Source organism: Halomonas cerina, assembly GCF_014192215.1.
GTDB lineage: Bacteria > Pseudomonadota > Gammaproteobacteria > Pseudomonadales > Halomonadaceae > Halomonas > Halomonas cerina.
Map to the genome: position 1 here is coordinate 106,429 of NZ_JACHXP010000012.1, position 24,595 is coordinate 131,023.

Genomic DNA, 24,595 nt, shown 5'->3' on the forward strand with positions numbered 1-24,595 from the left:
ATGGATAACGGGACCGTCAACGGCATCATCATCATCCTGCTGATCATCGCCTTCACGGGCATCACCCTGTGGGCCTATTCGAGGCGCCGCAAGCGGGACTTCGACGAGGCGGCCAACCTGCCCTTCGCCGACGAGGATGAACAGCCCAACCGTGACACGAGCGCCTCCCGCGAGGCCGAATCCCGAGACGACAAGGGAGAGAGGAACACATGAACAATCTATGGGGTGACTCCCTTTCCGGCTTCTGGAGCGCCTGGATCATCGTCATCACGCTGGGCACCATCGCCATCAGCGCCTGGCTGCTCTTTGCCAACCGGAAGACCGACAAGAAGCCCGATATCGAGGGCAAGGTGGAGACCACCGGTCACGCCGCCGACGAGATCGAGGAGTACGACAACCCGCTGCCGCGCTGGTGGTTCCAGCTCTACGTCGGCACCGTGATCTTCTCGTTGGGCTACCTGCTGCTCTATCCCGGCCTCGGCAACTTCGCCGGTCTGCTGGGATGGAGCCAGGAGAGCCAGTGGGAGCAGGAGATGGCCCGGGCCGAGGAACGCTTCGCGCCGATCTTCGCCCAGTACCAAGAAGTGCCGATCCCGGAGCTGGCCCAGGACGACGAGGCCATGCAGGTGGCCGAGCGGATCTTCCTCAACAACTGCGCCATCTGCCACGGCTCCAACGCCCAGGGTGGCTATGGCTTTCCCAACCTGACCGACGATGCCTGGCTGTACGGAGGTGAACCCGAGAACATCGTGGCCACTCTTACCAACGGGCGTAACGGCCTGATGCCCTCCTGGCAGCAGCTCGGCGAGGAGAACATCGAGAACGTCACCCAGTACGTGATGTCACTGTCCGGCAATGCCGAGGACCCGGCCCGCGCCGAGCAGGGGGCCAGCGTGTTCGCGTCCGTCTGCGCCGCCTGCCACATGCCCGACGGTACCGGCAACCAGGCGCTGGGAGCCCCCGACCTCACCGACGACGCCTGGCTCTACCGCCGGCCCGGCCAGCCACTCGGCGACGCCATCCGCCAGACCCTGCGCAATGGTCGTAATGGCCACATGCCGGCCCAGGCCGCCTACATCGGCGAGGACAAGGTCCACCTGGTGGCCGCCTATGTCTACAGCCTGAGCCAGGGCGACTGAGGCCTCTCTCGTCTGCTCGATCCGACAGGGTGCGGCTTCCGGTCGCACCCTTTCTCGTTGGACGATCGCCCCGATACAATATCGGCGATGACCAGAGGGCTCCCCGGGCCCTCCCTTCCTGCCAGTCGTGAGCCTGCCATGAGCGAGAAGATCCCGACCCGTGATGTCACGCCGGAACCGGTGCAGCACCATGCGCCCGGCGAGACGACGCCCCAGGAGATGTACGCCAGCCGCCGCCATCTCTATGTGCGCGAGATCAAGGGCGTCTTCCAGCGCCTGCGGCGCAGTACCAACTGGGCGCTGATGCTGGCCTTCTTCCTGATTCCCTGGTTGCAGTGGGGCAGCCGTCCGGCGGTGTGGTTCGACCTGCCGGGTCGAGAGTTCCACATCTTCGCCGCCACCTTTTATCCCCAGGAATTCATGCTGCTGTCGTGGCTGCTGATTATCTGCGCCTTCGGCCTTTTCTTCATCACGGTCTTCGCCGGCCGGGTCTGGTGTGGCTACACCTGCCCACAGAGCGTCTGGACCTTTTTGTTCATCTGGGTCGAGCACCGCATCGAAGGTCCACGCAACCGCCGCATCAAGCTCGACAAGCAGCCGATGAACGCCGACAAGGCCCAACGCAAGGTCGCCAAGCATGCCATCTGGCTGGCCATCGCGCTGGCCACCGGGGTCACCTTCGTCGGCTACTTCACGCCCATCCGCGAGCTGATAGTGGCGCTACCCACCCTTGAGGCCCATGGCTGGTCCTACTTCTGGGTGGGTTTCTTCACCGTGTTCACCTACCTCAACGCCGGCTGGCTGCGCGAGCAGGTCTGCATCTACATGTGCCCCTACGCCCGCTTCCAGGGCGTGATGTTTGACCGTGATACCCTGATCGTCTCCTACGATGCCGCCCGGGGCGAGCCCCGCGGCCCCCGCAAGCGAAGCCTTGGCCACCAGCAAGCCCGTGAAGCGGGATATGGCGACTGCATCGACTGCGACCTCTGCGTCCAGGTCTGTCCCACCGGCATCGATATTCGCAAGGGCCTGCAGTACGAGTGCATCACCTGCGCGGCCTGTATCGACGCCTGTGACAGCGTGATGGACAAGATGGGCTACCCCCGCGGGCTGATCCGCTATACCACCGAGAATGCCCTCGAGGGCAAGCCGACGCATATCCTGCGGCCTCGTCTGCTCGGCTACCTGGCCGCGTTGCTGGTGATGATCGGGCTGTTCGCCTGGGCCGTGGCCGACCGCACGCCTCTGGGCTTCGACGTCGAGCGCGAGCGCAACCAGCTGTTTCAGATGACTCGGGACGGTGAGATCAGCAATATCTACACCCTGACCGTGCGCAACCTGGACAACCGTGACCATGTCTACCGGCTGGAGGCCTCCGGCCTGCCTGGCCTGACCCTGGACACCCATGAGGTCAGCGTGCCCGCCGGCGAGTCCCGCCAGCTGGTGCTGGAGGCTACCGTGAGCCCGGATGTCATCGAGCGACCCAGCCACGATATCCTGCTGCGCGTCGAAGCCATGGAGGGTGATATCGCCATCGAACGCGACAGCCGCTTTATAGGAGAGGCCCGCTGATGAGCATGGACCCCGAGTACATCCCCCCCTGGTACAAGCAGTTCTGGCCCTGGTTCCTGATCGGCCTGGTGGCCTCTTCGGTGATCTTCAGCCTGGTCTACCTGGTCGTCTCCATCCACTACTACGACGGTACGGTGGAGCAGGACTACTACACGCAGGGCCTGGCCATCAACGAGCAGCTGGCCAAACAGGAACATGCCGAAACGCTGGGACTGGCGGCCAGCTTGCGTGCCGACCCGCGCACCGGCGACATCGTGGTCGACCTGGCGGGCGGGCAGCACCCGGAGACGCTCTACCTGACGCTGATCTTTCCTACCGAGAGTGACCGCGACCGCTCGCTGGTCCTCGATCACGTCCACAAGGGTCGCTACGTGGCCACCCTGGATCGGGCCTTGCGTTACCGCTGGTACCTGCATCTGCAGCCCTCGCCAGGTAACGCTGCCGACTGGCGCCTCACCGGGGAGGCCCACTTCCCGACAGACGCCGCGATCACCCTGACCCCCGGGATCTAGATGACCACCCAGGCCACCTCGACCGCCACACCCGCGCCCTCCGACTGCTATCATTGCGGCAGCCGGGTGCCGCCTGGTGCTCCCTGGGCCCTCACCCTCGACGACCACACCTATCCGCTGTGCTGCCCTGGCTGCGAGGCCGTGGCGCAGGCCATCGTCGAGGGTGGGCTCGCCAGCTACTACCGCTTCCGCACCGAGTTGCCGGAACGCCCCGACGACCGCCAGGCGTCCAAGGCGGAAACCTGGGCGGTGTTCGACGACCCGGGCCTGCAGGCCCGCTTCGTGCACTCCGAGGCTGAAGGCGGCGATGTCCACGCCACCCTGGCGGTAGATGGCATCACCTGCGCGGCCTGCGCCTGGTTGATCGAGCACCGCCTCAATGCCCTGGAGGGCGTCACCGCCAGCGCGGTGAACCTTACCCACCATCGGGTACGAGTGAGCTGGGATCCACAGCGGGTGGCGCTCTCGCGGATCCTCGCCGAGATGGCGGCCATCGGGTATCAGGCCCAGCCCTACGAACCCGACGCCGCCCAGAGCCGCCTGCAGCACGCGGAGCGCATGAACGTGCGCCGGCTGATCGTCGCCGCCGTGGGCATGATGCAGGTGCTGATGTTCTCCATCCCCCTCTATGTGGCCGGTGAGGGCGAGATCAGTGCCGACTTCGATGCGCTCTTCCACTGGCTCTCCTTCGCTCTGACCACGCCGGTGGTGCTGTTCTCGGCCCAGCCATTCTTCGCCGGTGCCCTGCGCGACCTGCACACCCGGGTGCTGGGCATGGACGTCCCGGTATCGCTGGCCATCGGCGGCGCCTACCTGGCCAGCGCCTGGGCGGTGATCAGCGACAGTGGCGAGATCTATTTCGACTCGGTGGCGATGTTCACCTTCTTCCTGCTCTTCGGTCGCTATGTGGAAGGGCGGGCCCGCCGTCGCAGTGGCCACAGCGGCAATGCCCTCGCCGGTGCCCTGCCGCTGTCGGCCATCCGCCTCACCGAGTCAGGGGAGGAGCGCATCCTGCCCGCCAGCGCGCTTACCGCCGGCGACCGGGTGCTGGTCAAGCCCGGTCACGGCGTGCCGGCGGACGGGGTGATCGAGAGCGGCGAATCGAGCCTCGACGAGTCCATGCTCACCGGCGAGTACCTGCCGGTGACCCGCCGCGCCGGCGAGAGCGTCACCGGAGGCAGCCAGAACATCGAGAGCCCGCTCACCGTGCGGGTGACCCATGCCGGGCAGGACGCCCGGGTCGCCAGCATCGTCGACCTCACCGATCGGGCCTTCGCCAGCCGCCCCCGCATCGCCCGGATGACGGCACGCCTGGCGCATCATTTTGTCCTTCAGGTACTGCTGATCGCCACCCTCGTCGCCATCGCCTGGTGGTTCGTCGACCCGTCCCGGGCCCTCTGGGTGACGCTCTCGGTGCTGGTGGTCACCTGCCCCTGCGCCTTGGCGCTGGCCACGCCCACGGCACTCACCGCCGGTCACGGGCAGTTGCACCGCCGCGGGGTACTGATCACCCGGGCCGATGCCTTGGAAACCCTCGCCAGCCTCGACCGGGTCATCCTCGACAAGACCGGCACCCTGACCAGCGGCGAGATGACCCTGGCCGATACCCAGGTACTGGGCGACCAGGACGCCGACCGGCTGCGTGGCCTGGCCGCCGCCCTCGAGGCCCATTCCGAACACCCCATCGCCCGGGCCTTCCGTCCCTACCGACGGGTCACCGTGTCAGCCAGCGAGGTGATCAGTCACCCCGGCCAGGGCCTCGAGGGCTGTCTCGAGGGCCGCACCTGGCGACTCGGCACGCCTGACTTCGCCGCCCCCGAGGCTCGTCCCGCACCTCCCGGCGAGGGCCAGTGGCTGCTGCTCGCCGAGCAGGGTACCCCCCAGGCCTGGTTCGCCCTGCGCGACCGGGTGCGCGAGGATGCCGGCGAGGCCGTCGCCGCCCTCAAGGCCCAGGGACTCGAGGTGGAGTTGCTCTCCGGCGACACGCCCTCGGCGGTAGAGGCGATGGCCGAGCGGCTGGGCATCGCGACCTGGCGGGCCTCGGCGTCCCCCGAGGCCAAGCTGGCTCGGATCCAGGCGCTGCAGGCCGCCGGCGAGCGCGTGGCCATGGTCGGCGACGGTATCAACGACATCCCGGTGCTTGCCGGCGCCGATGTCGCCCTCGCCATGAACGGCGCCACCGACCTGGCCCGCACCCGTGCCGATGCCGTCTTGCTCGGTCCCCACCTGATGCGTATCGTCGAGGCCATCGAGATCAGCCGTGCCACGCAGCGCATCATCCGCCAGAACCTGCTCTGGGCGCTGATCTACAACCTGGCGGCCCTGCCGCTGGCCGCGCTCGGCTTCGTGCCCCCTTGGCTGGCCGCCATCGGCATGTCGGCCAGTTCGCTGATCGTGGTCGGCAATGCCCTGCGCCTGAGCCGCTTTCGCCCTGTCCAGGCGGCCCACCCTGCTACCACGACGCCGGTGACCGCATGAGCATCCTCTACTTGCTGATTCCGCTGTCGCTGATCCTGCTCGGCCTGGCCGTGTGGGCTTTCTTCTGGGCGGTGAAGAACGACCAGTTCGAGGATCTGGAGGGGCCGGCCTACCGGATCCTCTTCGACGAAGACGAGAATGACCTGTCGCCGGAGGAGCGCGATCGCCGCCGCTCCCGTACCGATGCGCCGGCCGCCGGGCAGGATGACGACGAGTCCCGACACGACTGATGGATCCTACCGGTCTCGACCTGCCGCCCCTGCTGGCGGCCTTCGTCTTCGGCCTGCTGGGCGGTGCCCATTGCATCGGCATGTGTGGCGGCATCATGAGCGCCCTGACCTTCGCCGTTCCCCCCAGCATGCGCCACCCCGCGCGCCTCTCGGGGCTGCTGCTCGGCTACAACCTCGGACGCATCTCAAGTTATATGGCGGCCGGCGCCCTGGTCGCCATCCTGGGCTCCCTGATCGCCATCACGCCCCGGGCCCGTCTGGTCCTGCAGGGGCTGGCGGCCGTGATGCTGATCCTGATGGCACTCTACATCGCGAACTGGTGGAAAGGCCTGCTGCGCCTTGAGGCATTGGGCCGTCACGTCTGGCGGCATCTGGAACCGGTCGGCCGTCGGCTGATGCCGGTGGTCAAGGTCCCCCAGGCGCTAGCCCTGGGCGCCGTCTGGGGCTGGCTGCCCTGCGGCCTGGTCTACTCCATGTTGGCCTGGAGCCTCGCCGTCGCCGACCCCTGGCGTGGCGCGGCCCTGATGGGGGCCTTCGGCCTGGGCACCCTGCCGGCTTTGCTGGTCACCGGCCTGGCCGCACGCCAGTTGGGAACCCTGATCCGCCATCCCACCACCCGGACCCTGGCGGCCCTGGCGATCATCGGCTTCGCCTTGTGGCAGTTCTGGCTGCTCATGCCCGACGGCGCTCATGCCTGACGGACCGATTCCCTGCCCCCTTGACGCAGCTCAACGCCGCCGCTTCCGTCGACCGCTAGCATAGGGGCATGTCCTCTTCCGGAGTGTCCTCCATGCCCGCTCGAGCGCTAGCCGTTCCTCGCGACATCCCCGGCCCGGTCGTTCGGCACGCGGCGCTGGGGCGCCGCTACGCGGCCCCCGGCCCTGCCTATCCCTGCTACCCACCCCCCACCAGCCTGGTGCCACAGATCGGTCCGGCCGACTACCGCGAGGCGCTGGAGCGCAGTAACCAGGCGGCCCGGCCCCTGTCGCTGTATGTTCATGTTCCCTTCTGTCGCCAGGCCTGCTTCCATTGCACCCGCCGCCCGGTCACCACCACGCACCATCGCCATGTCGAGCCCTATCTCTCGCGGCTCGACCGGGAGATGGTGCTGACCGCTCGCCATCTCGACAAGGGACGGCAGGTCGAACACCTCCACTGGGGCGGCGGCACCCCCACTTTTCTTAGCCTGGACCAGATGGGGGATCTGATCGATCGACTCGATGCCCGCTTCGGCCTGTCGAGTGCTCGCGACCGGGACTACGTTATTGAGATCGATCCCCGCGAGGCCGACGTCTTTACCCTGCGCCACCTCGAGGCCCTGGGCTTCAATCGCCTGCGTCTCGGCGTTCTCGACCTGGACCCTCGGGTACAGCGGGCCATCAACCGGGTCCAGCCGGCGGGCTTGACCGAACAGCTCGTCGATGAGGCCGACCGGCTGGGCTTCCGCGCCCTGGACATGGATCTGGTGGTCGGGCTGCCTTGCCAGACCCGTGCCGGCTTCGCCGACACCTTGGAGCAGGTGCTGGCCCTGGCCCCCTCCCGGCTCACGCTCGCCCATTACGCCCATGCTCCCGAGCGCTTCGCCCTGCAGCGCCAGGTTCGGAAAGCCGATCTGCTCGAGCCACTCGAGCGACTGGCGATCCTGGAGGTCGCGCTGGCGCGGCTCGAGGCGGCCGGCTATGTGCGTATCGGCCTGGATCGTTTCGTCCGGCCCGGCCTCGCCGCGGCGTCCTCCCCCCTTCCCGCACGGGACCGGATCGGCCTCGGGGTCTCGGCCATGTCACGACTGGCGGGGCTGTATACCCGTAACCCGGTGCGCCTGACGGACTACGAGGCGGCCCTGGACCAGGGGCGGCTTCCCACGACCAGCGGGCGGTGGCTGTCCCCCGATGACCGACTGCGGGCCGCCGCTATCGAGGGACTGACCCGCGACCTCAGGCTGGACCTCGACACCCTGGGTGCCAGCTTCGGGGTCGATGCCCGAGCGCACCTCGCCGACGCCTTGGTCCGGTTGCGGGACGCCGAGCAGGAGGGCCTGGTCGCCTATCGGGAGCAGCGGCTGGGGGTCACCCGGCCCGGCCAGCTGGCCCTGCGCCATCTGGCGGCCGCCTTCGATGCCTATCGCTCATGAGACGGCCAGGAGGCGGTCGGAGTACCACCTAAGGGATGCTTTGCCCGTTGCGGCTTATCCTCCATAATGCTCGCAGAATCATCTTCAAGGAGGCGAGCATGCCTGATACTGCGACCGGCAGGCGACGTTCCCTGTTGCAAGAGACACGCTGCCAGACTTGCAGCCTCAGCTCGCTGTGCCTGCCCCTGGCCCTCGAGCTACAGGACATGGACCAGTTCGACGCCATCATCCGCCGGCGGGCCCCGCTCAAGAAGGGCGAGGTGCTGTTCCGCCAAGGCACCCCCTTCACTAGCGTCTACGCGGTGCGTTCCGGCAGCCTCAAGCAGGTCACCACCGAGGGCAGTGGTGACGATCAGGTGACCAATTTCTACCTGCCCAGCGAACTGGTGGGACTGGATGGCATCGACGAGGAGACCTATGCCGGCACGGTGGTAGCGCTCGAGACCACTACGGTATGCGAGATTCCGTTCGACCGACTCGACACTCTCTCGGAATCCCTGCCGGAACTTCGCGGTCAGCTCTACCGCAGCATGAGCAAGGAGATGCGCGAGGATCGGCGCATGATGCGACTGCTCTCCCGCAAGACCGCCGACCAGCGGCTCGCGTCCTTCTTCACTAGCCTGTCGGATCGCTTCCGGCGGCGCGGCTACTCGCCTTACAGTTTCCGCCTCTCGATGTCCCGTGCCGACATCGGCAATTACCTGGGGCTCGCCGTGGAAACGGTCAGCCGTATCCTCGGGCGCTTCCAGCAGCAGGGCCTGGTAGCCGTCTCTGGCCGGGAGGTCAATATCCTCGACCTGCCGGCCCTGATCGAGGTCGCCGAGGAAGAGGGCTGTCGCTGACAGCGCCAACAGCGTAGGTCGGGTAAGCGAGCCTGCGAGCGCACCCGGCGATCTATGCCGGATGCGCCTTCGGCTTATCCGGCCTACGGCTCCTCGTTATGAAGATCGATGCGGTCGGCCTGCATGCGCGCCTGCTTGCCCTCGAGGCCGGCGAAGTCGAACAACTCGCGGTCGGCGAGTTGGGAGGGCGCGACATTGGTCACCGCCTTGAACATGCTCTCCAGCCGCCCCGGGTACCTGGCCTCCCACTCGGCCAGCATCTCCTTGACAACCTGGCGCTGCAGGTTGGGCTGGGAGCCACACAGGTTGCAGGGAATGATGGGGAAGGCCATCCGCCGAGCGAATTCGACGATGTCCGCCTCGCGGCAGTAGGCCAGTGGGCGGATGAGGATGTTTTTGCCATCGTCGGACAGCAGCTTGGGCGGCATCGCCTTCAGGCTGCCGCCGAAGAACATGTTGAGGAATAGGGTCTCGAGGATATCCTCGCGATGGTGCCCGAGGGCAACCTTGGTGGCCCCGATCTCCTCGGCGAAGCCATATAACGCGCCACGTCGCAGCCGCGAGCATAGCGCGCAGGTGGTCTTGCCTTCCGGGGTCTTCTCCTTGACCACCGAGTAGGTGTCACGCTCGAGGATATGGTACTCGACGCCGAGGCCATCCAGGTACTCGGGCAACACGTGCTCGGGGAATCCCGGCTGCTTCTGGTCCAGGTTCACTGCCACCAGGGAAAAGGCGACCGGGGCATTGCGCTGCAGGCTGCGCAGGATCTCCAGCATGGTATAGCTGTCCTTGCCGCCGGACAGGCACACCATCACCCGGTCGCCATCCCGGATCATGCCATAGTCGATGATGGCCTTGCCGACCTGGCGTCGCAGCCGCTTCTGCAGTTTGTTGAACTCGCGCTTCTCCCGGGCCTCGCGACGGGCGAGGTCAGGGGTGGCGGATGACATATCCGGGACGGGTCGGGGGTCGAACATCACGGCATCTTGCATGGTCACGGCGCTGCCAGGGCATCTGCGGGATAAGGGGCGCCTATCCTATCACCGCCACCCCCGAGGGGCGAAGCGCGCCCCTGAATCTCGCCGATGCGCCACGACCACGACCGCCGGGCTCAAGGGACCGGCAGCGCGCCCCGGGAGAGGCGCAGGTGCATCAGCGCCGTGGTCACGGCGTTGCCCAGGGCGGTATGAGGGCCCATCACCGGCAGTCCCAGGCCTTCGGCGACCTGTTCGAAGCGTGGCTGGCGACCCAGCTCGAGGTGGCTGCGACGCCGCTGGCGCAGGTACTCCTGGGCCACGTCGATACGCGCATTGGGCAGATCGAAGCCTAGCCTCCCGCGCAGCTCACGATTCAGGATCGCCAGGGCATGATCCAGGTGCCAGCCCACCAAGGGGCGATTGCCCACGAAGTCCAGCAGCCGCACGAGCGCCTGATCGAGACTCTCGCCATCGACAAGGTCAACCCGGCGCAGGCCACAGAGGCGCAGCGCCTCGCTGTCCAGGCTGGCCGGGCGCCGCAGGCGCAGGTCCAGGGAGTCGCTGGTCAGGACACGGTCGCCACGCAGCCTGACCGCCGCGATGGAGACCAACTCGGCGGAGCGAGGATCCTGCCCGGTGGTCTGGCAGTCGATGGCCACCAGTTCGTCGCCGGTGTACGGATAGAAGAGCCAGGCGTAATCGCCATGGGCCTGCCGCCGTCGGTCCGCGGCGCGGCGCAGCGCTCGGAGCATGGGGAAACCTCCTGTCGTGGGTGTCGCTCCCCGGGAGGACGCCTCACGAGTATTCGAGATGGAAGCGATGGGACAGTCGCTGCTTGAATTCCTTGACGATGTGCAGCGCCTCGCGCAGCAGATCCCGCTCTAGCGAGGAGAGCTCCTGCACCACCACGCGATCCGGCTCCCCGTCTCGACGGCCGTCCTCGTCGTCGAGCCGTTCCAGCTGCTGACGCAGACGCAGCTCGGTGAACAGCGCCAGAGCCTCGCCGAGGTCCTCGGCGAAACGCGCCTCGAGGCGACCGTCCTCGACCAGGGCATCGAGCCGGTCCAGCGTCGAGGTCACCATGACCTGCCGCTCCAGGGCCATGACCCGTACCCCATGCACGATGGGAAAGATCCCGCCTTTCTTGATGTCGATGCCGTGCTGCGGTTTTTTCAGGGAGCCGAACAGGGTCAGCGGCGTGGAGAAGTGCAGCACCGGGCGGGCGAAATAGGAGAGCAGGAGCTCGTCGCCGGCACACTGTTCGAAGAGCGACCGGCGCACCCCCTCCAGCAGAGCCGGGTTGCCGGCCACCGCGTGGGCATCGAGCATGATCGCCAGCTTCATCAGGCTGTCGCCGTCGCGACGTTCCACCCAGCGAGTGATGCGCGATCGCCACTGACTCTCGGTGCCCACCCACTCGGGATTGGAGACCATGATATTGCCCGGACAAGGCGGATAGCCCAGCTCGATCAGGGTGTCCGTGAGGCGCTGCATCTGCTCGGCACAGTCGGGCCAGGCCAAGCCATCCGCCAGGATCAGCCCATTGTCCTGGTCGGTCTTGAGGATCTGCTCGCCACGCCCCTCGCTGCCCATGACCATCAGGCAGCTGTCATGATGATAGCGGGCGTCGATCAGAAAGCCCCAAGCCTTGTTGATGATCCGGCCATTCAGCGCGGCCAGCAGCCCCATGGCGAAGCGCAGCTTGACACCCTGGGCCATCAGGGCTCGGACCAGTTCCGGTGTGCGACGACTGGCCGCGGCGAGCGCCTCGAGGCTATCGGCCTGTTCCACCTCCAGGCTGACCACGTAGCTGCGGCTGGAGAAGAAGCTGAGCACGTCGGTGAGTTCCACCACCCCCACCGGCACGCCGTGCTCCATGACGACCACGCGCTCCACCTTGGCACGCGTCATCATCACCAGCACCTCGAACAGGTACTGGTCGGGACGCGCGGTGACCAGCTCGAAGCGGGCGACGGCCTGCACCGGACTCGACTGCGGCTGCCCATCCAGCACCAGGGCGTTGAGCAGATCGGTCTTGGTGACCATGCCCGGGCCCTGCGGCCCCTCCACCAGGAGGCTGTCGGCATGGCTGTCGTGCAGGGTGGTGACCGCCTCGGCAATGGTCGAATCCTCGGCTACGCAGAGGGGCGAGCGCATGCACTCGTTGACCCGGGCGAGCATGAACCCGGCCATGGTCACGCCGCCTTCGGCACGCTGTTCGGTGAGCAGGCGTGTCTTGTGCGCGAGACGCTGGCGGAAGAACTCGGCAAAAGGGGGATAGGCATCGCACAACTGCAGGAAGAGGGCCTTGGGCAGCAGGTAGCAGAGTGTCTCCTGCTCGGCCCGGAAGCGGTAGCGGCTCGTGCCATTGAGAATGCTGATGGCACCGAACAGGTCGCCCTGGGTGTAGTGGCCGATATGTTCCCGGGCGCCGGGCTGGGTGGTATCGAGCTCGGCAACCTCCCCTTTGTGAATGAGAAAGACGTACTCCCCGGGCTGGCCGGTCTCGAGAATGATCTCGTCGCGGTCGAAATAGGCCAGGTCGATGCCGCGACGGATACGCTCGCGTCCCTCGTCATCGAGGAAAGTGAACGGCGGTTGTGAGAGATCGACATCGACCATAGCGCGGTCCTCATTATGCGGCGCCCCTGCGGCCTGGGGTGTCCGACCCTCGGGGCCTTCCATCATTCGCGACGTTGCCACGTTCTCGTTCACCGGCCATTGCGCATCCTGGCAGCCCGAACCCGCATCGCCGTTCCGTCAGGCTAAAGCAAGAAAAGGCATCACCGCATACGAGACCCGGTTGGACACCCCGACAGGGAAGACAGCAGCAGGATAGCAAGGAGTGCTTTCCTGAAAGAATCTAGACCATGGTTCTATGCATCCCGGGAAGACGCTTTCATCTGGACGAACCCTGGCTCTGGGGACTTCATCTTTCGTCGCCTGCTTAGACATTTGTCCAATGACTTAGCGCCCTAGACAATCGTCCTATGCCCTGCCGGCCAGGCTGAATTTCAGGCAGGCAAAACAGAAACAAGCATCTGTTTTTTAACAATAAAAACCGACATCCGTTAAATCCGTGCTTACTCATGATACCAAAGTCTGGGATTTATTTTCTGGCGTTATTGCCCAGCATTACCGATGAATCGTACAGGGCAATCGCACGTCGATACCATGCCTGACTACACCGCAAACCATGCGATGAAAGGGAGTGACCGGCCAGTATGAGCCGCAACAAGGCCTAGGCAACCGAACCGCCGGATCGGCAATCCCGACAGCATGGCATCGGGATCATCGTTCCCACCCTTTTCAGGCAAGTCGATCATTGTAGACGTCCGATTACCCTGAAGCACCAGGCAACCTTCCAACGCAACAACAAGTGGGGAGCAACACGATGACGGATGAAAAATCGAATGCCGAAGCCTACTGGGCGGCCAACCTCAGACTCATTGCCGGGTGCCTGGTGGTCTGGGCACTCGTGTCCTACGGCTGTGCCATCCTGCTGCGCCCGCTGCTGGCCGGAATTCCTGTCGGGGGAACGGACCTGGGCTTCTGGTTCGCGCAGCAGGGCTCCATCCTGACCTTCATCGGCCTGATCTTCTTCTATGCCTGGAAGATGAATCGGCTGGACAAGAAATTCGGGCTCGGGGAGTAAGCCAGCATGAGTCAGTTCGCCATCAATGTCCTGTTCGTAGGCGCCTCCTTCGCCATCTATATCGGTATCGCCATCTGGGCCAAGGCCGGTTCGACGAAAGACTTCTATGTCGCCGGCGGCGGGGTGCATCCGATCACCAACGGCATGGCCATCGGCGCCGACTGGATGTCCGCGGCCTCCTTCATCTCCATGGCCGGCCTGATCGCGGCCGGGGGCTATGCCAACTCCACCTTCCTGATGGGCTGGACCGGCGGCTACGTGCTGCTGGCCATGCTGCTGGCGCCCTACCTGCGCAAGTTCGGCAAGTTCACCGTGCCCGAGTTCATCGGGGATCGCTTCTACAGCAAGCAGGCACGGCTAGTCGCGGTGATCTGTCTGATCGTGGCCTCGGTGACCTACGTCATCGGCCAGATGGCCGGCGCCGGGGTGGCCTTCTCGCGCTTCCTCGAGGTCGACGCCACCACCGGCCTGATCATCGCCGCCGTGGTGATCTTCTTCTACTCGGTGCTGGGGGGCATGAAGGGCATCACCTACACCCAGGTGGCGCAGTACATCGTGCTGATCATCGCCTACACCATCCCGGCCGTGTTCATCTCCCTGGAGCTGACCGGCAACCCGATCCCGCCGCTGGGCCTGTTCTCCGATCACAGCGAATCCGGCATGCCGCTGCTGGCCAAGCTCAACGAAGTGGTCACCGCCCTGGGCTTCAACGAGTACACGGCGGACGTGGACAACAAGCTGAACATGGTGCTGTTCACCCTGTCGCTGATGATTGGCACCGCCGGCCTGCCCCACGTCATCATCCGCTTCTTCACCGTGCCCAAGGTCGCCGACGCGCGCTGGTCCGCCGGCTGGGCCCTGGTGTTCATCGGCCTGCTCTATCTGACCGCGCCGGCCGTGGCCTCCATGGCGCGTCTCAATATCGCGACCACCGTCTATCCCGATATGGCCGGACAGGTCGAGAATATGGAGCAGGCCGCGACCGACCCCATCCTCTACGAGGAGCGCCCCGGATGGATCCGCACCTGGGAAGAAACCGGCCTGATCCAGTACGAGGACCTGAACAACGACGGCCGCATCCAGCTTTACAACGACACCGAGGCCTTCGAGTCGACCGCCGAGGCGCGCGGCTGGGAAGGCAACGAGCTCACCGTCAACAACGACATCCTGGTGCTGGCCAACCCCGAGATCGCTAACCTGCCCGGCTGGGTCATCGGCCTGATCGCCGCCGGCGGGCTGGCGGCGGCCCTGTCGACGGCGGCGGGTCTGTTGCTGGCGATCTCCTCGGCCATCAGCCACGACCTGATCAAGGGCTCGATCAACCCCAACATCTCGGAGAAGAGCGAACTGAGGGCGGCGCGGATCTCCATGACCGTCGCCATCATCGTGGCCACCTACTTGGGGGCCAACCCGCCGGGCTTCGCCGCCCAGGTGGTGGCGCTGGCCTTCGGCATCGCCGGTGCCTCGCTGTTCCCGGCGCTGATGATGGGGATCTTCTCCAAACGGGTGAACAACGTGGGCGCCATCGCCGGCATGCTCACCGGTCTGGCCTTCACCCTGGTCTACATCTTCGTCTACAAGGGCTGGCTGTTCATCCCGGGCACCAACAACCTGGAAGACATCCCGGCCAACTGGGTACTGGGCATCTCGCCGCTGTCCATCGGCGCCGTGGGGGCAATCCTCAACTTCGCCGTGGCCTTCGCCATCTCCAAGGCGACCGCCGCGCCGCCCCAGGAGATCCAGGACCTGGTCGAAAGTGTGCGCTACCCGAAAGGTGCTGGTATGGCCACCGACCACTAAGCCATACTGGCTGCCCGGGGCCGCGCCGCTGCCCCGGGGAAATCACCACCGGTCGGGCTTCCCTCGGGAAGCCCGACTGCTTTCTCAGGAGAGTGTCGCCATATGATTTGGCATCTGATTGCGGCGGTGTTCGCCGGCCTCGGCGCGGCGGGCGTCGGACTCCTGCTGCGACTGGTCAGCGGCAAGCGGCTGCCGCGCTGGATCGTGCCCGTGTTCGCCGGCCTGGGGATGCTCGGCTACCAGATCCATTCCGAGTACACCTGGTTCCAGCATCGGCAGGCCCAGCTCCCCGAGTCGGCCCGGGTCGTATCGGTAGACCGCAGCCCCATGCCCTGGCGGCCCTGGACCTACCTGGTGCCGATGACAAGCGGCTTCACGGTGGTGGATGACCAAAGCCTCACCCGTACCCACCAGGACGGCCAGCGGCTGGTGGAATTCCTCCTCTACCGCTTCGACAACCGCCTGCGCGAGCGGCTGACCCATCAGGCCTACCTGCTGAACTGCACCACCCGCGAGCTGGTGCCGCTCGCCGGCGAGACACGCACGCCCCAAGTGGCCGAGATGCGGCGTCTCGAGACTGACGCCCCTCTGCACCGGACCCTCTGCACAACGACATAGTGGCTCGCTACGCCCTGCCCTCGCCTGCCTCCTTGGCCTAGAATGGACGGCTGGACCTGAAGGGGAGCGCCCATGTTCGCTGGCTGGCTGCTGATCGCCGTTTCACTGCTCTATATCGCGGTACTCTTCGCCATCGCCTGGCGCGGGGACCGCCATGCACGGCAACACGGTCCCAGCCGCCGGCGCCCGCTGGTCTACAGCCTGGCGCTGGCCATCTACTGCACCTCCTGGACCTTCCACGGCGCCGTGGGTCAGGCGGCCACCGCCGGCTGGTCCTTTGCCAGCATCTTCGTCGGACCGGTGCTTACGCTGCTGCTGTTCTGGCCGGTGCTGGCCAAGATGATCCGCGTCGCCAAGCACCAGAACGTCACCTCCATCGCCGACTTCATCGCCTCGCGCTACGGCAAGACTCAGTCGCTGGCCGCCTTCGCCAGCCTGGTAGCGCTGATCGGCACCCTGCCCTATATCGCCCTGCAGCTGAAGGCGGTCTCCACCTCATTCGATGTGCTCACCACGGCCACCGACATCACGCGGGCCCCGCTGTTCGGCGACACCGCCTTCTACGTGGCCCTGGTGATGGCCACCTTCGCCATCCTCTTCGGCACTCGCCACACCGATGCCACCGAGCACCATGAGGGGCTGATCCAGGCGGTGGCCTTCGAGTCGCTGATCAAACTGGTGGCCTTCCTGATCCTCGGCATCTATGTCACCTGGGGGATGTTCGATGGCCTGGGAGACCTGCTCACGCGTGCCGAGACCCAGTTGGAGCTCCAGCGCCAGCTCGCCCAGCAGGACTTCGGCCAGAGCTTCTGGGCTCAGACGCTGCTCGCCATGCTGGCGATTCTCTGCCTGCCGCGCCAGTTCCATGTCGCCGTGGTGGAGAACACCCACCGTGACGACGCCGCCCGGGCCCGCTGGTTGTTCCCGCTCTACCTGGTGACCTTTGCCTTCTTCGTGCTGCCCCTGGCGGCCGCAGGCCTGACCATCTTCGCCGACAGCGGCATCGAGCCGGACACCTATGTGCTGGCGCTGCCCATGGCCGCGGGCAACGAATGGCTGACCCTGCTGACCTTCATCGGCGGCTTCTCGGCGGCCACCGGCATGGTGATCGTGGCCGCCGTGGCGGTGTCGATCATGATCTCCAACGAGATCGTCATCCCGGCGCTGTTCCGGCTGCGCTGGTTCGATACCAAGGCCCGGGACTATGGCCGCCTGGTGCTGCGCGCTCGGCGCATCACCATCGTGGTGATCCTGGGCATGGCCTACGGCTTCTACCAACTGATCGGCGAATTCAGCTCGCTGGCCTCCACCGGCATGCTGTCGTTCGCCGCCGCCGCTCAGTTCGCTCCGGCGCTGATCGGGGGCCTCTACTGGAAGCGCGGCAATCGCCTAGGGGTCATCGCCGGAATGAACGCCGGCTTCGCCATCTGGGCCTACAGCCTGCTGATGCCCACCCTGATCGGTGCCGGGGTGCTGCCGGCCTCCTGGCTCGACGGAGGACCGCTCGGGGTGGCCTGGCTCTCCCCCACCTCGCTGTTTGGCCTCAACGTCGGCGACAGCTTCACCCACGGGGTGATGCTGTCGCTGGGCGTGAACCTCTTCTGCTATATCTTCGTCTCCCAGATCACCTCGCAGCGGGTGGTGGAACGCATCCAGGCGTCGCTGTTCGTGGACAGCGTCGAGACCCGCCAGACCTCGGTGAACCGCCCCTGGACCGGGGCCACCACCGTGGGCGATCTCAAGGTCCTGTGCGAACGTTTCCTGGGCTCCGGCCAGGTGGCCCGCGCCTTCGAAAACTATGCCCGGCGCACCGGCAAGCCACTGGAGGACAACACGCGCGCCTCCATCGACGTGATCCAGTTCACCGAGCGCTTCCTCGCCTCGGTGCTGGGGGCCTCCTCGGCACGCATCGTGGTCAACTCGGCCCTGCAGGGCCGCGGCATCGGCATCTCGGACGTCATCTCCATCGTCGATGAAGCCTCCCAGGTCCTGGAGTTCAACCGCGCCCTGCTCCAGGCCACCATCGAGAACATCAACCAGGGCATCAGCGTGGTGGACCAGAACCTGCGCCTGGTAGTGTGGAACCAGCGCTACCTGGAGCTGTTTCGCTTCCCCGACCACCTGATCCGGGTCGGTGCCCCCATGGACAAGATCTTCCGCTATAACGCTCATCATGGCGAGTACGGCCCTGGCGATCCCGAGGAGCACGTGCGGCTGCTGGTCGATAACATCCGCGACGGTCAACCCCATCGCTACGTGCGCTACCGCCAGGATGGCAGCGTACTGGAGGTCCAAGGCAATCCCATGCCCGGCGGCGGCTTCGTCTACACCTATCAGGACATCACCCAGCAGAAGCGCATCGAGGAGGCGCTGATCCGCTCCGAGAACAACATCCGGATCTACACCGACAACGTGCCGGCGCTGATCGCCTATTTCGACAAGGAGTGCCGCTACCTCTTCACCAACCGCGCCTACGAGCAAGCCTTCGGCATCGACCGCAACGAGGTGATCGGCAAGCATGTGGACAGCGTGATGCCACCGGAGATGGCTCGGGAGCGCGCGCCCTGGATCGAGCGCGCGCTGTCCGGCGAACGGGTCAGCTTCGAGGTCTCGCTGCCCCTGGCCGAGGGCCGGCGCTACATGCTGGTCACCTATACTCCCCACTTCGGCGACAGCGGGGCGATACTGGGCTTCTTCGCCCTCTACCAGGACATCACCGAGCGCCGGCGCGCCGAGATCGCCCTCAAGGAGACCAACGAGACCCTGGAGGAGCGGGTACGGGAACGCACCCAGGCACTCTCCGAGGCCAACGCCGCCCTGCGCCAGGAGAACCGGGTGCGCGCCGAGGCCGAGCAGGCCCTGCGTCAGGCCAAGCAGGTGGCCGAGGATGCCAACGCCTCCAAGACCCGCTTTTTGGCCGCCGCCAGCCATGACCTGCTGCAGCCCCTCAATGCCGCTCGACTGTTCACCTCGGCCCTCTCCCAGGAGATGGATGCCGTCGACATGAAGCGCACCATCGGCCATATCGACAACTCGCTGCAGGCCGCGGAGGAACTGCTCAGCACCCTGCTCGACATCTCCAAGCTGGATGCCGGCGCCCTGATCCCTCGGCGCAGCCACTTCGCCCTGGCCGATATCTTCGAGCCGCTGCGGGCCGAATTCGAGGTGATGGCCGAAGACCGCGGCCTCGACCTGGTGGTGGTGCCGACCCGCCAATGGGTCGACAGCGATGCCCAGATGCTGCGCCGGATCATCCAGAACTTCCTCTCCAATGCCATCCGTTACACCCAGGAAGGCCGGGTGCTGCTGGGCGGTCGCCGCCACGGCGACCGGCTGTCCATCCAGGTATGGGACTCCGGCCCGGGGATTCCCGAGGCCAAGCAGGCCGAGATCTTCCAGGAATTCCGGCGCCTCGATCAGGCCTCGCGCCACAAGGAAAGCGAGAAGGGCCTGGGCCTTGGCCTCTCGATCGCCGACCGCATGAGCCGGGTACTGGACCACCCGATCCGGATTCGCTCTTGGGAGGGCCACGGCACCATGTTTGCCGTCAGCGTGCCGATGGTGGCGGCCAGGAGCCGCGAGCACACCGACCAGGCCCCGGCAGTCCGCAAGGCAGGCAACAAGCTGGCCGGCAAGCGGATCCTGTGCATCGACAACGAGTCGCTGATTCTCGAGGGCATGAAGGCCATGCTCTCCGGCTGGGGTTGCGAGGTGTTCATCGCCACCTCCATCGGCGGCGCCAAGTCGGTGCTGCGCCACCTCGACGGCGACCCGGACGCGATACTGGCCGATTATCATCTGGACAATGAGGTCACCGGTCTGATGGCCCTGGAGGCCCTGGGCGAGCGCCTGGAGGGCGCGGTACCCGGTATCGTGATCACCGCCGACCGCACCGAGGAAGTGGCCGAGGAGATCCGGCGCAGCGGCTACCAGATGCTGCTCAAGCCGGTGCGTCCCGCCGCGCTGCGCGCCCTGCTCACCCGTACCCTACAGGCCAGCCGGGCGCCTAGCGCTTAACCGCGAGCGCCGAAGCGCCGAGCGCCGAGCGCCGAGCGCCGAGCGCCGAGCGCCGAGCGCCGAGCGCCGAGCGCCGAGCGCCGAGCGCCGAGCAGAATGGTGGATCCGACAGGTCTGGCGTCAATACGTAAAAGCCCCAGCGGATTCAATACCCGCTGGGGTTCTCGTGTTCTTCCACTGTACCTGCCGCCCCTCATTGAGCGGCTGGGCGCTAGGCGCTTGTAGCTGGGCGCTAGGATTCCACCTTCGGCGGCTCGACCTCGAGCTTCTGGGCGGCGATCACCGCCTGGGTGCGGGAATGCACGCCGAGCTTGCGCAGGATGGCGGTGACATGGGCCTTGATGGTCGCCTCGGACACACTCAACTCGTAGGCGATCTGCTTGTTGAGCAGGCCCTCGGTGAGCATGTTGAGGACCCGGAACTGCTGCGGGGTCAGCGAGGCGATGGCCTCGGCGAAGCGTGCTTCTACCTCATCGGACTCACCCAGCGCCTCGGCCATCTCCGCCGGCAGCCAGACCTCGCCGTCGAGGATCTCACCCACCGCTTCGGCGATCAGCTGAAGCGAAGAGGACTTGGGAATGAAACCGGAGGCGCCATAGTCGATGGCGCGACGCACCACGTGAACCTCGTCGCTGCCGGAGATGACCGCCACCGGAATATCCGGGGTCTGCCCCCGCAACTGAATCAGACCGGAGAAGCCGTGGGCACCGGGCATGTGAAGATCGAGCAGAATCAGGTCGGCATCGGGATGACGGGTGACCACCTCGGTGGTGGCCTCCATAGTGTCGGATTCCACGATCTCGGCCTGGGGCGCCAGCTGACGCAACGCCTGGGTCAGGGCCGCACGGAACAGCGGATGGTCATCGGCAACGATGAATTTCTGGGCAAAGGCCATGGATTCTCCTCCGGTTCCTCCGACAGCGGATGCTGCTGACCGCCGCCGTGCTGGGCTCTTCTATCGAAGACATCTGTTAATGACGGCATGTTACCCCATGGATAATGCGATGCCCAAGCGCTGCCGACCTGTTGTCGACATTCGCCGGCCGCCTCACGAAAACGCCGGCCCTGGCGGACCGGCGTAGAGGAACGAACGGCACTGGACTGGCATGCTTTGCCGGCCTCCGTTCACAGGGAACTCAGCGATTGACGCGATGCTCGATCAGCTCATCGACCACCGAGGGATCCGCCAGGGTGCTGGTGTCTCCCAGGCCATCACACTCATTGGCGGCGATCTTGCGCAGGATGCGGCGCATGATCTTGCCCGAGCGGGTCTTGGGTAGCGCCGGCGCCCACTGGATCACGTCCGGGGAGGCGATGGGGCCGATATCCTTGCGCACCCACTGGGTCAGCTCCTTCTTGAGTTCATCGCTGGGCTCATGCTCGTCGTCCAGGGTCACGTAGATGTAGATGCCCTGCCCCTTGATGTCATGCGGGAAGCCGACCACGGCCGCCTCGGCCACGGCCTCGTGAGCCACCAAAGAGGACTCGATCTCCGCGGTGCCCATGCGATGACCGGAGACGTTAAGCACGTCATCGACACGACCGGTGATCCAGTAGTAGCCGTCCTCGTCGCGACGACAGCCGTCCCCCGTGAAGTACATGCCCTTGTAGGTAGAGAAGTAGGTCTGCACGAAACGTTCGTGGTCACCCCAGATGGAGCGCGCCTGACCCGGCCAGGAGTCGAGCATCACCAGGTTGCCCTCGGTGGCCCCCTTGAGCTCGTTGCCCTCGTTGTCGACCAGCGCCGGCATCACGCCGAAGAACGGCAGGGTCGCGGACCCCGGCTTGAGGTCGATGGCACCGGGCAGCGGCGCGATCATGATGCCGCCGGTCTCGGTCTGCCACCAGGTATCGACGATCGGGCACTTCTCATTGCCGATCACCCGATAGAACCATTCCCAGGCCTCGGGGTTGATGGGCTCGCCCACCGAGCCAAGCAGGCGCAGGCTGTCGCGCTTGCTGGAATCCATGACATTGTCGCCATGGGCCATCAGGGCACGCACCGCCGTGGGGGCGGTGTAGAGGGTGCTGACCTTGTGCTTGTCGACAACCTCGCCCATGCGGCCATGAGTCGGGTAGCTGGGTACCCCCTCGAACATCAGGGTGGTCGCCCCATTGGCCAGCGGCCCATAGACGATGTAACTGTGGCCGGTGACCCAGCCTACGTCGGCGGTGCACCAGTAAACCTCACCCTCCTGGTAGTCGAAGACATACTGATGGGTCATGGCGGCCTGCAGCAGGTAGCCGCCGGTAGTGTGCTTCAGCCCCTTGGGCGCCCCGGTGGAGCCGGAGGTATAGAGGATAAACAAGGGATCCTCGGCGTTCATCTCCTCGGCCGGACAGTCGGTAGACTGCTTGGCGACGATATCGTCGTACCAGACGTCACGACCCTCCTTCCAGTCGATCTCGCCGCCGGTGCGCTTGACCACCAGCACCTTCTCGCAGACCTCGGTGCCCTGACGGGTGAGGGCGGCATCGACGTTGTCCTTCAGCGGCACCTGCTTGCCACCGCGCACGGACTCGTCGGCGGTGATGATCAGCTTGGACTTCGCACCGATCACACGCTGGGCCACGGCATCGGGGGAGAAGCCGCCGAACACCACCGAGTGCACCGCGCCGATGCGGGCACAGGCCAGCATCGCCATGGCGGCCTCGGGAATCATCGGCATGTAGAGGGTGACCACATCACCCTTGCCGACCCCCAGCTCCTTGAAGCCGTTGGCCAGCTGGCAGGTCTTCTCGTAGAGCTCGCGGTAGGTGAGGGTCTTGTCATCCTTGGGGTCGTCACCTTCCCAGATGATCGCCGGCTGGTCGCCACGGGTCTCCAGATGACGGTCCAGACAGTTGACGCTGGCGTTCAGGGTGCCATCCTCGAACCAGCGGATGTCGACGTCATGGGTATCGAAGACGGTATGCTTGATCTTGGTCGGTGCCTTGAACCAGTCGAGACGCTTGGCCTGCTCTGCCCAGAAGCCCTTGGGATCGTCCACGGACTGCTGGTACATGGCCTCATACTTGGCCTTGTCGGCGTGGGCCTTGGCGGCAAAGTCGTCGCGTACCGGATAGACGTCTTTATGCTGTTCGGTCATGGAATGGCCTCTTCCAGGAGATGCACCCTTTCAGTATATGTCACCGGCTCAGGGTTGTTGAGGAGCCGGAACCAGGATCTGCCTTTCAGCATATACCTCTGGGGACCGCCTTCCACTTAGACCTTGGTATCAACAATTTCTTTTTTTATTTCATATACTTGCAGCCACTTTCAGCGACCCATGAAAGTCTGATAGACCAAGGTCTGAGCACAGCGGCGGCAGCGGTACACCCGGCCCCGGCAAGCCAGACCATGGCGCCGTGCCGAGAAGGCATGCTCTCGGCAGCCACAAGTGTAGCGGTAGGGCGCTGGACTGGCCCGGCGGGTATCGAAGGCATGGGTGGCCCGCGGCTCGAGCCCGAACAGGCGCCGCATCACCGTCTGCCACTCCTTGCCGTGCGGACGCATCCGGCCTGCATCCTCGAGGTGGTGCACCAACCAGTGGGCCATCTCGTGGGGCACCACCTCGGCCAGGAACGCCTGGCGGTTGTCGTCAAGCAATACCGGATTGAAGCGCAGGCCTCCGCGACCGAAGTGCGCCTGGCCGGCGCACTTGCCGCGCAGGTCCAGCCAGACCGCCGGGCGCGGCAGCGCCGGATGTACCTCGCGACACAGCCTGTAGGCTGCCTCGACTTGCGCGATGAGGGTGCGGTGAAGAGCGGCCCGGTCGAGGGCGTTGAGCCGGGTGGAATCGGGGGCGGGAAGCGCGGCGGAAGTCATGGATGGTAGAATGCTGTCTCGACGGCGCGGCGTAAAGTCCGGCCCGACGCCCCGATTCCCGAGCGAGAGCCCCCATGTCAGCATCCGACACGCCCCCTCCCCAGCCGCTCCTCGATGACGCTGCCCTGGACCGACTCGACGACTTCCTCGACTCCGACCGGGTAGGAGCCGATGCCCTCGACCTGATCGGTGCCCATGGCTTCCTGGTCGCCCTGGCCGTGGCGCCCCGCGACGTCGACCCGGCCATCTGGATAGCGGAGCTCTTCCATGGCGAGCCGGCCTTCGCGGACGCCGCCGAGCAGGAAGCGATCCTCGCGCTGCTCGAGCAGCTGCGCTGCAACGCCATCCAGGTACTGGAAGGCGGCGGCCTGCCCGAGTTGCCCTTCGAGCCGGTGCTCGACGGCATCGCACCGGCGGAGACGCTGGTCGGTGATTGGTGCGCCGGCTTCATGGAGGGGGTGTTCCTCGACGAGGCGGCCTGGTTCCGCGAGGACGAGGCCACCGCCGCTACCCTGCTGCTGCCCTTCATGCTGCTGTCGGGGCTGTTCGACAACGAGCCGGAGATGGCCGAACTGGCCGGCGACACCGCCCGCTTGGAGGCCCTGGTCGTCCAGCTACCGGACCTGGTGCTGGACCTCTACCTGCACTACCGTGTGCCACCGGAGACCCCCAAGCCCAAGCCACGTCGCAAGTCGCCGGCCGGGCGTGGTCGGCGGTAAGCGGCTTCGGGCTTCGGGCTTCGGGCTTCGGGCTTCGGGCTTCGGGCTTCGGGCTTCGGGCTTCGGGCTTCGGGCTTCGGGCTTCGGGCTTCGGGCT

General features: G+C 65.9%; 20 protein-coding genes. 14 read left to right on the plus strand and 6 right to left on the minus strand.

The genetic code is table 11. The annotated features are described in order from the left end of the window. The 9 genes from FHR94_RS12795 to fnr all read left to right on the plus strand — a co-directional run bounded on the left by FHR94_RS12795 (nucleotide 1) and on the right by fnr (nucleotide 8,904). A complete protein-coding gene (locus FHR94_RS12795) occupies nucleotides 1-213 on the plus strand; it encodes a cbb3-type cytochrome oxidase subunit 3 (RefSeq protein ID WP_183326111.1) in 213 nt (70 codons plus the stop codon). After that, nucleotides 210-1,139, plus strand: coding sequence for a cytochrome-c oxidase, cbb3-type subunit III (ccoP, locus tag FHR94_RS12800; protein WP_183326112.1), 930 nt, complete (start codon nucleotides 210-212; stop codon nucleotides 1,137-1,139). The genes FHR94_RS12795 and ccoP overlap by 4 nt, the downstream gene beginning before the upstream one ends. Before the next feature lie 138 nt (nucleotides 1,140-1,277). Next, a complete protein-coding gene (ccoG, locus tag FHR94_RS12805; protein ID WP_183326113.1) occupies nucleotides 1,278-2,711 on the plus strand; it encodes a cytochrome c oxidase accessory protein CcoG in 1,434 nt (477 codons plus the stop codon). Beyond that, the gene (locus FHR94_RS12810) at nucleotides 2,711-3,223 is read left to right on the plus strand and encodes a FixH family protein (RefSeq protein WP_183326114.1); all 513 of its coding nucleotides are present in this window, start codon (nucleotides 2,711-2,713) and stop codon (nucleotides 3,221-3,223) included. Before ccoG ends, FHR94_RS12810 begins: the two co-directional genes overlap by 1 nt. Beyond that, nucleotides 3,224-5,701 (plus strand): heavy metal translocating P-type ATPase, encoded by a 2,478-nt coding sequence (locus tag FHR94_RS12815; RefSeq protein WP_183326115.1) that lies wholly within the window; start codon nucleotides 3,224-3,226, stop codon nucleotides 5,699-5,701. Then, nucleotides 5,698-5,931: a cbb3-type cytochrome oxidase assembly protein CcoS gene (gene ccoS, locus FHR94_RS12820; RefSeq protein ID WP_183326116.1), complete on the plus strand. Its 234-nt coding sequence runs from the start codon at nucleotides 5,698-5,700 to the stop codon at nucleotides 5,929-5,931. The genes FHR94_RS12815 and ccoS overlap by 4 nt, the downstream gene beginning before the upstream one ends. Beyond that, nucleotides 5,931-6,629, plus strand: a complete 699-nt coding sequence (locus tag FHR94_RS12825) for a sulfite exporter TauE/SafE family protein (protein ID WP_183326117.1) — start codon at nucleotides 5,931-5,933, stop codon at nucleotides 6,627-6,629. Before ccoS ends, FHR94_RS12825 begins: the two co-directional genes overlap by 1 nt. Before the next feature lie 92 nt (nucleotides 6,630-6,721). Further along, complete coding sequence (gene hemN / locus FHR94_RS12830; protein ID WP_183326118.1) at nucleotides 6,722-8,062, plus strand: oxygen-independent coproporphyrinogen III oxidase; 1,341 nt, start codon at nucleotides 6,722-6,724, stop codon at nucleotides 8,060-8,062. Nucleotides 8,063-8,160: 98 nt separating this feature from the next. Beyond that, nucleotides 8,161-8,904, plus strand: a complete 744-nt coding sequence (fnr, locus tag FHR94_RS12835) for a fumarate/nitrate reduction transcriptional regulator Fnr (protein WP_183326119.1) — start codon at nucleotides 8,161-8,163, stop codon at nucleotides 8,902-8,904. Nucleotides 8,905-8,987: 83 nt separating this feature from the next. Here fnr and ttcA read toward each other — a convergent pair whose 3' ends face one another. From ttcA to FHR94_RS12850, 3 genes are all read right to left on the minus strand, one after another. Continuing rightward, entirely contained in the window at nucleotides 8,988-9,854 is an 867-nt protein-coding gene (ttcA, locus tag FHR94_RS12840) for a tRNA 2-thiocytidine(32) synthetase TtcA (protein ID WP_425485381.1), read from the minus strand. A gap of 161 nt (nucleotides 9,855-10,015) precedes the next feature. Then, the gene (locus FHR94_RS12845) at nucleotides 10,016-10,633 is read right to left on the minus strand and encodes a 3'-5' exonuclease (protein WP_183326120.1); all 618 of its coding nucleotides are present in this window, start codon (nucleotides 10,631-10,633) and stop codon (nucleotides 10,016-10,018) included. A 43-nt stretch (nucleotides 10,634-10,676) separates the two neighbouring features. After that, on the minus strand, nucleotides 10,677-12,503 hold the full coding sequence (locus tag FHR94_RS12850) for a DUF294 nucleotidyltransferase-like domain-containing protein (protein WP_183326121.1): 1,827 nt from the start codon (nucleotides 12,501-12,503) through the stop codon (nucleotides 10,677-10,679). Between the two features lie 772 nt (nucleotides 12,504-13,275). Here FHR94_RS12850 and FHR94_RS12855 point away from each other — a divergent pair. The 4 genes from FHR94_RS12855 to FHR94_RS12870 all read left to right on the plus strand — a co-directional run bounded on the left by FHR94_RS12855 (nucleotide 13,276) and on the right by FHR94_RS12870 (nucleotide 19,971). Further along, entirely contained in the window at nucleotides 13,276-13,536 is a 261-nt protein-coding gene (locus tag FHR94_RS12855; RefSeq protein ID WP_183326122.1) for a DUF4212 domain-containing protein, read from the plus strand. A gap of 6 nt (nucleotides 13,537-13,542) precedes the next feature. Continuing rightward, the gene (locus FHR94_RS12860) at nucleotides 13,543-15,336 is read left to right on the plus strand and encodes a sodium:solute symporter family protein (RefSeq protein ID WP_183326123.1); all 1,794 of its coding nucleotides are present in this window, start codon (nucleotides 13,543-13,545) and stop codon (nucleotides 15,334-15,336) included. Between the two features lie 102 nt (nucleotides 15,337-15,438). Continuing rightward, nucleotides 15,439-15,954, plus strand: coding sequence for a hypothetical protein (locus FHR94_RS12865; RefSeq protein WP_183326124.1), 516 nt, complete (start codon nucleotides 15,439-15,441; stop codon nucleotides 15,952-15,954). Between the two features lie 72 nt (nucleotides 15,955-16,026). Beyond that, nucleotides 16,027-19,971 carry a hybrid sensor histidine kinase/response regulator gene (locus FHR94_RS12870; protein ID WP_183326125.1) on the plus strand — a complete coding sequence of 1,315 codons (3,945 nt, stop codon included), beginning with the start codon at nucleotides 16,027-16,029 and terminating at the stop codon, nucleotides 19,969-19,971. Nucleotides 19,972-20,203: 232 nt separating this feature from the next. Here FHR94_RS12870 and FHR94_RS12875 read toward each other — a convergent pair whose 3' ends face one another. The 3 genes from FHR94_RS12875 to FHR94_RS12885 all read right to left on the minus strand — a co-directional run bounded on the left by FHR94_RS12875 (nucleotide 20,204) and on the right by FHR94_RS12885 (nucleotide 23,779). Then, entirely contained in the window at nucleotides 20,204-20,866 is a 663-nt protein-coding gene (locus FHR94_RS12875) for a response regulator (RefSeq protein WP_183326126.1), read from the minus strand. 241 nt (nucleotides 20,867-21,107) lie between these two features. Beyond that, nucleotides 21,108-23,060 carry an acetate--CoA ligase gene (acs, locus tag FHR94_RS12880; RefSeq protein ID WP_183326127.1) on the minus strand — a complete coding sequence of 651 codons (1,953 nt, stop codon included), beginning with the start codon at nucleotides 23,058-23,060 and terminating at the stop codon, nucleotides 21,108-21,110. A 170-nt stretch (nucleotides 23,061-23,230) separates the two neighbouring features. Continuing rightward, entirely contained in the window at nucleotides 23,231-23,779 is a 549-nt protein-coding gene (locus tag FHR94_RS12885) for a SprT family zinc-dependent metalloprotease (protein WP_183326128.1), read from the minus strand. 74 nt (nucleotides 23,780-23,853) lie between these two features. On the opposite strand from FHR94_RS12885, the gene FHR94_RS12890 reads away from it, so the two are divergent. Next, entirely contained in the window at nucleotides 23,854-24,498 is a 645-nt protein-coding gene (locus FHR94_RS12890) for a YecA/YgfB family protein (RefSeq protein ID WP_183326129.1), read from the plus strand. Nucleotides 24,499-24,595: the final 97 nt, after the last annotated feature.

Excerpts from the sequence above, each read along its gene's own strand:
- FHR94_RS12795 (WP_183326111.1), top strand. The coding sequence starts at position 1 with ATGGATAACGGGACCGTCAACGGCATCATCATCATCCTGCTGATCATC.
- ccoP (WP_183326112.1), top strand. The coding sequence starts at position 210 with ATGAACAATCTATGGGGTGACTCCCTTTCCGGCTTCTGGAGCGCCTGG.
- ccoG (WP_183326113.1), top strand. The coding sequence starts at position 1,278 with ATGAGCGAGAAGATCCCGACCCGTGATGTCACGCCGGAACCGGTGCAG.
- FHR94_RS12810 (WP_183326114.1), top strand. The coding sequence starts at position 2,711 with ATGAGCATGGACCCCGAGTACATCCCCCCCTGGTACAAGCAGTTCTGG.
- FHR94_RS12815 (WP_183326115.1), top strand. The coding sequence starts at position 3,224 with ATGACCACCCAGGCCACCTCGACCGCCACACCCGCGCCCTCCGACTGC.
- ccoS (WP_183326116.1), top strand. The coding sequence starts at position 5,698 with ATGAGCATCCTCTACTTGCTGATTCCGCTGTCGCTGATCCTGCTCGGC.
- FHR94_RS12825 (WP_183326117.1), top strand. The coding sequence starts at position 5,931 with ATGGATCCTACCGGTCTCGACCTGCCGCCCCTGCTGGCGGCCTTCGTC.
- hemN (WP_183326118.1), top strand. The coding sequence starts at position 6,722 with ATGCCCGCTCGAGCGCTAGCCGTTCCTCGCGACATCCCCGGCCCGGTC.
- fnr (WP_183326119.1), top strand. The coding sequence starts at position 8,161 with ATGCCTGATACTGCGACCGGCAGGCGACGTTCCCTGTTGCAAGAGACA.
- ttcA (WP_425485381.1), bottom strand. The coding sequence starts at position 9,854 with ATGTCATCCGCCACCCCTGACCTCGCCCGTCGCGAGGCCCGGGAGAAG.
- FHR94_RS12845 (WP_183326120.1), bottom strand. The coding sequence starts at position 10,633 with ATGCTCCGAGCGCTGCGCCGCGCCGCGGACCGACGGCGGCAGGCCCAT.
- FHR94_RS12850 (WP_183326121.1), bottom strand. The coding sequence starts at position 12,503 with ATGGTCGATGTCGATCTCTCACAACCGCCGTTCACTTTCCTCGATGAC.
- FHR94_RS12855 (WP_183326122.1), top strand. The coding sequence starts at position 13,276 with ATGACGGATGAAAAATCGAATGCCGAAGCCTACTGGGCGGCCAACCTC.
- FHR94_RS12860 (WP_183326123.1), top strand. The coding sequence starts at position 13,543 with ATGAGTCAGTTCGCCATCAATGTCCTGTTCGTAGGCGCCTCCTTCGCC.
- FHR94_RS12865 (WP_183326124.1), top strand. The coding sequence starts at position 15,439 with ATGATTTGGCATCTGATTGCGGCGGTGTTCGCCGGCCTCGGCGCGGCG.
- FHR94_RS12870 (WP_183326125.1), top strand. The coding sequence starts at position 16,027 with ATGTTCGCTGGCTGGCTGCTGATCGCCGTTTCACTGCTCTATATCGCG.
- FHR94_RS12875 (WP_183326126.1), bottom strand. The coding sequence starts at position 20,866 with ATGGCCTTTGCCCAGAAATTCATCGTTGCCGATGACCATCCGCTGTTC.
- acs (WP_183326127.1), bottom strand. The coding sequence starts at position 23,060 with ATGACCGAACAGCATAAAGACGTCTATCCGGTACGCGACGACTTTGCC.
- FHR94_RS12885 (WP_183326128.1), bottom strand. The coding sequence starts at position 23,779 with ATGACTTCCGCCGCGCTTCCCGCCCCCGATTCCACCCGGCTCAACGCC.
- FHR94_RS12890 (WP_183326129.1), top strand. The coding sequence starts at position 23,854 with ATGTCAGCATCCGACACGCCCCCTCCCCAGCCGCTCCTCGATGACGCT.